Origin of the sequence: Pseudomonas sp. PS01270 (assembly GCF_029959775.1) — a bacterium.
GTDB lineage: Bacteria > Pseudomonadota > Gammaproteobacteria > Pseudomonadales > Pseudomonadaceae > Aquipseudomonas > Aquipseudomonas atacamensis.
Map to the genome: position 1 here is coordinate 45,109 of NZ_JASCPT010000024.1, position 9,040 is coordinate 54,148.

At 58.8% G+C, this 9,040-nt stretch carries 9 protein-coding genes; 5 read left to right on the plus strand and 4 right to left on the minus strand.

From position 1 onward, the window contains the following. The first annotated feature begins 164 nt into the window (after positions 1-164). Together QMX86_RS10235 and QMX86_RS10240 are read left to right on the plus strand one after the other, a co-directional pair. Entirely contained in the window at positions 165-476 is a 312-nt protein-coding gene (locus QMX86_RS10235; protein WP_071174464.1) for a type II toxin-antitoxin system MqsR family toxin, read from the plus strand. Beyond that, positions 473-961: a type II toxin-antitoxin system MqsA family antitoxin gene (locus QMX86_RS10240; protein WP_073473650.1), complete on the plus strand. Its 489-nt coding sequence runs from the start codon at positions 473-475 to the stop codon at positions 959-961. Before QMX86_RS10235 ends, QMX86_RS10240 begins: the two co-directional genes overlap by 4 nt. A 57-nt stretch (positions 962-1,018) precedes the next feature. Here the strand turns inward: QMX86_RS10240 and QMX86_RS10245 are convergent, their stop codons facing one another. The 4 genes from QMX86_RS10245 to QMX86_RS10260 all read right to left on the minus strand — a co-directional run bounded on the left by QMX86_RS10245 (position 1,019) and on the right by QMX86_RS10260 (position 5,181). Then, positions 1,019-1,783 carry an amino acid ABC transporter ATP-binding protein gene (locus QMX86_RS10245; protein ID WP_016771581.1) on the minus strand — a complete coding sequence of 255 codons (765 nt, stop codon included), beginning with the start codon at positions 1,781-1,783 and terminating at the stop codon, positions 1,019-1,021. 13 nt (positions 1,784-1,796) lie between these two features. Beyond that, a complete protein-coding gene (locus QMX86_RS10250; RefSeq protein ID WP_110600243.1) occupies positions 1,797-2,891 on the minus strand; it encodes an amino acid ABC transporter permease in 1,095 nt (364 codons plus the stop codon). Between the two features lie 10 nt (positions 2,892-2,901). Next, complete coding sequence (locus tag QMX86_RS10255; RefSeq protein WP_071174462.1) at positions 2,902-4,083, minus strand: amino acid ABC transporter permease; 1,182 nt, start codon at positions 4,081-4,083, stop codon at positions 2,902-2,904. Positions 4,084-4,149: 66 nt separating this feature from the next. Next, entirely contained in the window at positions 4,150-5,181 is a 1,032-nt protein-coding gene (locus QMX86_RS10260; protein ID WP_016771583.1) for an amino acid ABC transporter substrate-binding protein, read from the minus strand. Positions 5,182-5,649: 468 nt separating this feature from the next. Here QMX86_RS10260 and QMX86_RS10265 point away from each other — a divergent pair, with 468 nt between their 5' ends. The 3 genes from QMX86_RS10265 (at position 5,650) to QMX86_RS10275 (ending at position 8,943) form a co-directional block, all read left to right on the plus strand. Beyond that, on the plus strand, positions 5,650-6,306 hold the full coding sequence (locus tag QMX86_RS10265; RefSeq protein WP_071174461.1) for an alpha/beta fold hydrolase: 657 nt from the start codon (positions 5,650-5,652) through the stop codon (positions 6,304-6,306). Positions 6,307-6,402: 96 nt separating this feature from the next. Then, positions 6,403-7,881: an ATP-dependent RNA helicase RhlB gene (gene rhlB / locus QMX86_RS10270; protein WP_016771585.1), complete on the plus strand. Its 1,479-nt coding sequence runs from the start codon at positions 6,403-6,405 to the stop codon at positions 7,879-7,881. A 117-nt stretch (positions 7,882-7,998) separates the two neighbouring features. Further along, a complete protein-coding gene (locus QMX86_RS10275; protein WP_122707152.1) occupies positions 7,999-8,943 on the plus strand; it encodes an ornithine cyclodeaminase family protein in 945 nt (314 codons plus the stop codon). Positions 8,944-9,040 lie beyond the last annotated feature (97 nt).

Sequence of the window (9,040 nt, forward strand, 5' to 3'; positions counted from 1 at the left end):
GCCTCGCCTTTTCATCCAATCATAGGATGAATTTTCCGACATGTTAGTCAGACCCATGTAGGACGGCAACCACCTAGGGTCAATCGGAGACACATGGAGCGGCATTTTCGATTGGTCAAAATTACCCTTTAAGGGTAATTTCAAGGACAGGGTTTTGGCTTCTTATGGAAAAGAACACACCCCATTACGACTTGGCAGTCGTGAAGGCCGAAGTAATTAGACGAGGCAAAGAAGCCTTTACACGTTATGCACTTGAGACAGGCCGGGACATGGGCATGTCCTGGAAAGTGATGATGCAGGTTGTGGCAACGCTTGAGCGGCGGATGCTCTACAAATCCATGACCTCTTATTCCAACCATCGGAACTGGCACGACGTCTATCACGTATCGTTTCGAAATCGGGAGATCTACATCAAAGTGACCTACTGCACCAGCGGTGGGTCTCCGGTGATCTCCTTCAAGGAGAAAAACACATGAGCAAGAGGCAATGCCTGAGTTGCGGCACCGAACACGCAATGCACCACTTTCAAGATCGCAGTCTCGACGTCAATTACAAACAGTTTTCGCGGCCCGTACACCTTCTTGCCGGCTGGGAGTGCAGGGTCTGTGGCGAAATCATTTTTGACAGTGGTACCGACAGTGCCGAGCGCTACGTAGACGCCGGCGATCAATTACTCGAAGACGTACTTGGGCTGATCGGTACCGAAATGAAGCGTATTCGCCGAAAGCTCCATCTCACTCAAAGAAGTGCGGTGAAGTGGCTGTCAGGAGGTGGGCATAATGCGTTTTCACGATATGAACGCGGCGAACTGGCTCCGCCGCAGCCGTTGTTCACACTGATGCGGCTTCTGGATCGTCATCCCGAACTGCTAGAGGAAATTCAGGCACTTCACACAGACGACGGTCTCAAACAGCTTCTTGAAACTCGTTACCCGGAGCGGGAATCTGTTCTGGCCAGATGAGCCCAGATAAAACAAACCCGGAACTGAGTCCGGGTTTGTTTCAGTGCCTGACGGGCATCAATGCAAAATCTGACTCAAGAACAACTTGGTCCGATCATTCTGCGGATTGTCGAAGAAATCGTTCGGCGCGGCCTGTTCAACGATTTCGCCCTTGTCCATGAAGATCACGCGGTTGGCCACGGTGCGGGCAAAGCCCATTTCGTGGGTCACACAGAGCATGGTCATACCGTCTTCGGCCAGACCGATCATGGTGTCCAGAACCTCTTTCACCATTTCCGGATCAAGCGCTGAAGTCGGTTCGTCGAACAGCATGATTTTCGGCTTCATGCATAAGGCGCGGGCGATCGCCACACGCTGTTGCTGACCGCCGGAAAGCTGCCCCGGATACTTGTGCGCCTGCTCCGGAATGCGTACGCGTTCCAGATAATGCATGGCGATTTCCTCGGCCTTGCGCTTGGGCATCTTGCGCACCCACATCGGCGCCAGGGTGCAGTTCTGCAGAATGGTCAGGTGCGGGAACAGGTTGAAGTGCTGGAACACCATGCCGACTTCGCGACGGATCGCTTCGATCTGCTTGAGGTCGTTGGTCAGTTCCACGCCATCGACGACGATGCGCCCCTGCTGGTGTTCTTCCAGACGATTCAGGCAACGAATCGTGGTCGATTTACCGGAACCCGACGGGCCGCACAGGACGATGCGCTCGCCCTGTTTGACGTTGAGGTTGATGTCCTTGAGTACGTGAAACTGGCCGTACCACTTGTTCACGCCCTGCATCTGGATAATGCCTTCCGGACCCACAGGCTTTTTGATTGCTTCGCTCATTTACAGAGAACTCCTAACGCTTGTGGCCAGTGTCGAGCTTGCGTTCCAGATGCATGGAATAGCGCGACATACCAAAACAGAAAATCCAGAACACCAGGGCGGCGAACACGTAGCCTTCGGTGGCCATGCCCAGCCATTTCGGGTCGGCGGCGGCTTGCTTGACGCTGTTGAGCAGGTCAAACAGACCGATGATGATCACCAGGCTGGTGTCCTTGAACAGCGCAATGAACGTGTTGACGATGCCCGGGATCACCAGCTTCAGGGCTTGCGGCAGAATCACCAGGCCCATCGAACGCCAGTAACCGAGGCCCATCGCTGCAGCCGCTTCGTACTGCCCTTTGGGAATCGCCTGCAGACCACCGCGCACCACTTCGGCAACGTAGGCCGACTGGAACAGGATCACGCCGATCAGCGCCCGCAGCAGCTTGTCGAAGTTCATGCCTTCGGGCAGGAACAGCGGCAACATCACCGAGGACATGAACAACACTGTGATCAACGGCACGCCGCGCCAGAACTCGATGAAGGTCACGCAGACCACACGAATCGCCGGCATATTGGAACGCCGTCCCAGCGCCAGCACGATGCCCAGCGGCAATGCTCCGGCGATGCCGACGGTGGCGATCACCAGAGTCAGCATCAGGCCGCCCCACTGGCTGGTCGGCACGGTGGTCATTCCGAAACCGCCATGCAACAAGATGAAGGCGATGATCGGGTACAGCACCAAGAAGCTCAGGCCGTACACCGCTTTACGCGGCACGCGCGAGATGAACAGCGGTGCTGCGCCAATGACCGCCAGCCACACGGTCAGGTCGACGCGCCAGCGCAGTTCGGTCGGATAATAGCCGTACATGAACTGGCCGAAGCGCTGCTGAATGAACACCCAGCAGGCGCCTTCCTTGGTGCAGTCGGCGCGGGTGGTGCCGACCCAGTTGGCATCGACGATCGCCCAGCTGAGGATCGGTGGCACGACCAGGTAGATCAGGTAGAACGCAAACAGCGTCAGCAGGGTGTTGAGCCAGCTGGAGAACATGTTCGCGCGCATCCACGCCACCACGCCGATGCTGCTGTTCGGTGGAGGCATGTCGGGTTTGAAAGTATGAGTACTCATGCGCTTTTCCTTACCGCTCGATCAGCGCAATGCGCTTGTTGTACCAGTTCATCAGCAGGGAAATGCTGATACTGATCGCCAGGTACACGCTCATGGTGATGGCAATCACTTCGATAGCCTGCCCGGTCTGGTTGAGCACGGTGCCGGCGAACAGCGAAACCATTTCCGGGTAACCGATACCGGCGGCCAGCGAGGAGTTCTTCGCCAGGTTCAGGTATTGGCTGGTCAGCGGCGGAATGATCACGCGCAGGGCTTGCGGGATGATCACTTTGCGCAGGGTCGGGCCGTTGCGCAGGCCAAGCGAACGCGCCGCTTCGGTCTGGCCGTGGCTGACCGACTTGATCCCGGAACGCACGATTTCGGCGATGAACGCTGCGGTGTACACGGTGAGCGCCAGGGTCAACGCCAGCAGTTCCGGGATCAACACCCAGCCGCCGACAAAGTTGAAGCCCTTGAGCTCGGGCATTTCCCAGTGCAGCGGAGCGCCGAAGATCAGCGCGCACAGGGTCGGGATCACCAGCGCAATTGCCAGGCCGGTCCAGAACTTGTGGAACGGTACGCCGGTTTCTTCGAAGCGCTTGTTGGCCCAGCGGCACATCAGCACGATGCCGACAATGGCCAGGACGATGCTGATCACGAACGCCCAGAAACCGTCGGCAGCGAGTGCGGCCGGCATGTTCAGGCCACGGCTGCTGACGAAGAAGGTGTCGCCGAAGTTGTGGCTGTTGCGCGGCCCCGGCATGGTCAGGAACACCGCGAAGTACCAGAACAGGATCTGCAGCAGCGGCGGAATGTTGCGGAACACTTCCACATACACCGTCGCCAGCTTGGCGATGATCCAGTTCTGCGACAGCCGCGCCACGCCGACGATGAAACCGAGAATCGTCGCCAGGATCACGCCGATAAACGTCACCAACAGGGTGTTGAGCAGGCCGATGACAAACACCCGCGCGTAACTGTCCGCTTCGGTGTAGTCGATCAGGGTTTGAGCGATGCCGAATCCGGCACTGCGCTCCAGAAAGCTGAAGCCGGAGGTGATGCCCCGGTGCTGAAGGTTGGTTTGCGTATTGTCGAACAGGTACCAGCCAAGCGAGACCACCGCCACAACGGTGATGATCTGGAATAGCCACGCACGCACTCGTGGATCGCTGAGGCTGAGCCTCTGCTTTGGTGCGCCGATTGAATTTTGCATGAAGTGCCCCGGAAGAAATGGAACAAGAACATCACCCGGCGGTTGGCCCGCCGGGCGATAGAACCATTAGCGCACTGGTGGTGCGTACTGAATGCCGCCGTTGTTCCACAGGGCGTTCAGGCCACGGTCGATTTCCAGCGGAGTGCTCTTGCCGAGGTTTTTCTCGAAGATTTCGCCGTAGTTGCCGACTTGCTTGACGATCTGCACAACCCAGTCTTTCGGCAGTTTCAGGTCTTTGCCGTACTCGCCGTCAGCGCCGAGCATACGGGCCACGTCCGGGTTCTTGGTGGACTTGGCTTCAGCTTCGACGTTCTTCGAAGTGATGCCGGCTTCTTCGGCATTGAGCAGCGCGTAGCCGACCCAACGCACGATCGCCAGCCACTCGTCGTCGCCGTTACGTACGACCGGGCCCAGTGGTTCTTTGGAAATGGTTTCCGGCAGCACCACGTAGTCCTTCGGCGAGGCCAGCTTGCTGCGCTGGGCGAACAGCTGGGACTTGTCGGAGGTCAGCACGTCGCAACGACCGGATTCCAGCGACTTGGCGCTTTCATCGGAGGTGTCGAAGGTGATCGGGGTGTATTTCAGACCGTTGCCACGGAAGTAGTCGGAAACGTTCAGTTCGGTGGTGGTACCGGCCTGGATGCAGATGGTCGCGCCGTCGAGCTCTTTGGCACTTTTCACGCCCAGCTTGTTGTTCACCAGGAAGCCGATGCCGTCGTAGTAGGTGATGAAGCCCGGGAATTTCAGGCCCATGCCCGCGTCACGGGAACTGGTCATGGTGGTGTTGCGCGACAGGATGTCGATCTCGCCGGATTGCAGCGCGGTGAAGCGCTCCTTGGCGTTCAACTGGCTGAACTTGACCTTGTTGGCGTCGCCGAAAACGGCTGCCGCCACAGCGCGGCAGACGTCAGCATCGATGCCGAGAATCTTGCCGGTCGCATCCGGTACCGAGAAGCCCGGCAGACCGTCGCTCACGCCACACTGCACGAAACCTTTTTTCTGTACCGCATCCAGGGTTGCACCCGCCTGAGCGAACCCGCTGACGCCGAGTACTGCTGCAGCAGTCACGACCGCCAGAGTGGATTTCAACATCTTCATTCAAACCTCCAGTTTTGCTCTTGTTGTGTCGGAGCTTGAGTCCTGTCGCACCCTTTTGAGGCGTTGTTGACCCGTGTTGGCTTTTTTTGGGGTCAACCGACGTAAGACCTTCGCTATGAGTCTAGTAGGAGAAAATCCACATCATGGATCACTCACTTCTCACCAATCGGCCGAACGGGCTGTAGCCCTTTCACGTTCGCTAAGCCCGTTGCGGCCATTGGCGAACATCCATCACCGGATTCGTTGCTATCCCATCGCGCGACTGACACTGATAGTGTTACCGCCGCGCAACGGATGCTTCGTACGCAAAGCTCCATAGCAAACGCCGTACCACACCGCTTGCGAAAGTGATTGCGCGACACGTCAATAGCTAAACTTGTAACCTTGCGACATCTTGTTAACGGATCAACCGGGCGCGCACTTCAATCACGCACTCATTGTGAGCGCCCGCACATTTTTGGAGCAGACATGACCGAGCCCTTGATTCTTCAGCCTGTTAAGCCCGCAGACGCCTGCGTGATCTGGCTGCACGGCCTCGGCGCCGACCGCTACGACTTCCTGCCGGTGGCCGAGGCGTTGCAGGAAAGTCTGTTGAGCACGCGCTTTGTGCTGCCGCAGGCACCGACCCGTCCAGTGACGATAAATGGCGGATATGCCATGCCCAGCTGGTATGACATCAAGGCCATGAGCCCGGCCCGGGCGATCGATCGCGACGAACTGGAGGCGTCGGCAGAGCGCATCATCGAGCTGATCGAAAACCAGCGCGCCAGCGGAATAGACGCCTCGCGGATTTTCCTTGCCGGGTTTTCGCAAGGCGGCGCGGTGGTATTGCATACCGCGTTTCTTAAATGGCAGGGACCGCTGGGTGGGGTGCTGGCGTTGTCGACGTACGCACCGACATTCAGCGAAGAACTGGAGTTATCCGCCAGTCAGCAGCGTATTCCGGTGCTGTGTCTGCACGGGCAGTTCGATGGCGTGGTGCAGAACTCGATGGGGCGCACTGCCTATGAGCATTTGGTGAAGCATGGTGTCACCGTGACATGGCAGGAATACCCAATGGAGCACGAAGTGTTACCTGAAGAGATCCGCGACGTCGGCGTCTGGCTGAGCGAACGCCTGCGCTGATTTGCGAGCAATGTCCGCCCATTGATCCCTCCTACTACGCCGCGCCCGATTCTTGCATTACACTGGCCGGCGTACATTCCTTAACCAACTGATGAGATGACCGTGCTCAAAGCACTCAAGAAGATGTTCGGTAAAAGCGAGGCTGAGCAGCTCGCGCCAGTTCCCAGTGCGCCGTCGCACGCCCCCGGTCATCGCACCGATGCCCCGCAGGCCGACCGCCCCGCTCCCGCAGCCGCACCGAAGCCAGAAGAAATACCCGCTGCGCCAGCGCCAATTGCCGTAGAGCCTGCACCCAGCGAAGCGCCGAAACCGGCCAGGCCACGTCGCGAACCGAAGCCCAAGGCACCGGTCATTCCATGGAAACTCGAAGACTTCGTCGTCGAGCCGCAGGAAGGCAAAACCCGCTTTCACGATTTCAAGCTTGCTCCGGAACTGATGCACGCCATCCAGGACCTGGGCTTTCCGTACTGCACGCCGATCCAGGCGCAGGTGCTGGGTTTCACCCTCGCCGGCAAAGACGCCATTGGCCGCGCGCAGACCGGCACCGGCAAGACCGCCGCGTTCCTGATCTCGATCATCACCCAGTTGCTGCAGACTCCGCCGCCGAAAGAGCGCTACATGGGCGAACCGCGCGCGCTGATCATCGCGCCGACCCGTGAGCTGGTGGTGCAGATCGCCAAGGACGCCGCTGACCTGACCAAGTACACCGGCCTCAACGTCATGACCTTCGTCGGTGGCATGGACTTCGACAAACAGCTCAAGCACCTCGAAGCACGTCATTGCGACATCCTCGTCGCCACGCCGGGCCGCCTGCTCGACTTCAACCAGCGCGGCGACGTGCATCTGGACATGGTTGAAGTAATGGTCCTGGACGAAGCCGACCGCATGCTCGACATGGGTTTCATCCCACAGGTACGGCAGATCATTCGCCAGACCCCGCCGAAGTCCGAACGCCAGACTTTGCTGTTCTCCGCAACCTTCACCGAAGACGTGATGAATCTGGCCAAGCAATGGACCACCGACCCGGCCATCGTCGAAATCGAAATCACCAACGTCGCCAACGAGAACGTCGAGCAGCACATCTACGCCGTGGCCGCTGCCGACAAATACAAACTGCTCTATAACCTCGTCAACGACAACGGTTGGGAGCGGGTCATCGTGTTTGCCAACCGCAAGGACGAAGTACGCCGCATCGAAGAGCGCCTGGTGCGTGACGGCATCAACGCCGCGCAGCTGTCCGGCGACGTACCGCAGCACAAGCGCATCAAGACTCTGGAAGGTTTCCGCGAAGGCAAGATTCGCGTGCTGGTCGCCACCGATGTTGCCGGTCGCGGCATTCACATCGACGGCATCAGCCACGTGATCAACTTCACCCTGCCGGAAGTGCCGGACGACTACGTGCACCGTATCGGCCGTACCGGTCGCGCCGGCGCTGACGGTGTGTCGATCAGCTTCGCTGGCGAGGACGACTCCTATCAGTTGCCGTCCATCGAAGAAAAACTCGGTCGCAAGATCAGCTGCGAAACGCCGCCGACGCATCTGCTGCGCGCAGTTGAGCGCAAGCGCCCGCAGTAAGCGTCACGAAATGAAAAAGCGCAGCCGGAAACGGACTGCGCTTTTTTTATGCCCGATGGTTGCTCGCCAGAACTAAAAGTCCATAATGGAAAAATAAGTTTAGTTTCGGAGCGCGAAATGTCCAGTACGCCTTATGTGATCGATCAAGCCCAGGCCCATGAGCTATTGGCGCGTATCGATGTTCCGCAAATCCTGCGCAAGCTGTTCCGGGATCTGGCGGCCGGTAACGCCGTGCAGCCGGCGCAGCAATGGGTCGAGTTCCCCAAGGGCGCAGGCGACTTCATCAATTATCTGGGCGTGCTGGCTGAGGACGGCGTATACGGAGTGAAGACTTCGCCGTACATCGTTCGTGAGCAGGGTGCGCTGGTGACGGCGTGGACCCTGCTGATGTCGATGAAAACCGGCCAGCCGCTGCTGCTCTGTGATGCCGGCGAACTGACCACCGCGCGCACCGCCGCGACCACGGCAGTGGCGGTCGACGCCCTCGCCCCGTTGGACGCCCAGCGACTGGCAATCATCGGCAGCGGCAAGGTCGCTCAGGCGCATCTGCATTACGCCAAGGCGCTGCGCGACTGGCAGAGCATCAGCCTGTATTCGCCATCGCTGCTGGAAGATGTGGAAACACAGACTGTGTTGAAGTCCATCGCGCCGTCACTGAAGATTGCCGACAGCCGCGAGACCGCCATCTCCAATGCTGACGTGATCATGCTCTGCACCTCGTCTGCCGGGCCGGTGATCGATCCGGCGCAACTGCACAAACCGGCGCTGATCACCTCGATCAGCACCAACGCCCCGCGCGCCCATGAAGTACCGCCGCAAAGCCTCAACGACATGCAGGTGTTCTGCGACTATCGTCAGACCACGCCGGGTTCGGCAGGTGAGATGCTGATTGCCGCCGAACAGCATGGCTGGAGCAAGGATTCGATTGTCGGCGACCTCGCCGACTTGCTCAGCGAAAAAGTGCAGCGCCCGGGTTACGACCGTCACGTGTTTTTCCGTTCAATCGGCTTGGGCCTGGAAGACATTGCCCTCGCCAATGCGGTTTATCACTTAACCCACTAACGCCAAAAATCCCCTGTGGGAGCGAGCCTGCTCGCGAATGCGGACTGACATTCACCGAAGCTGTCGCCTGATACCCCGCATAGCGAGCAGGCTCGCG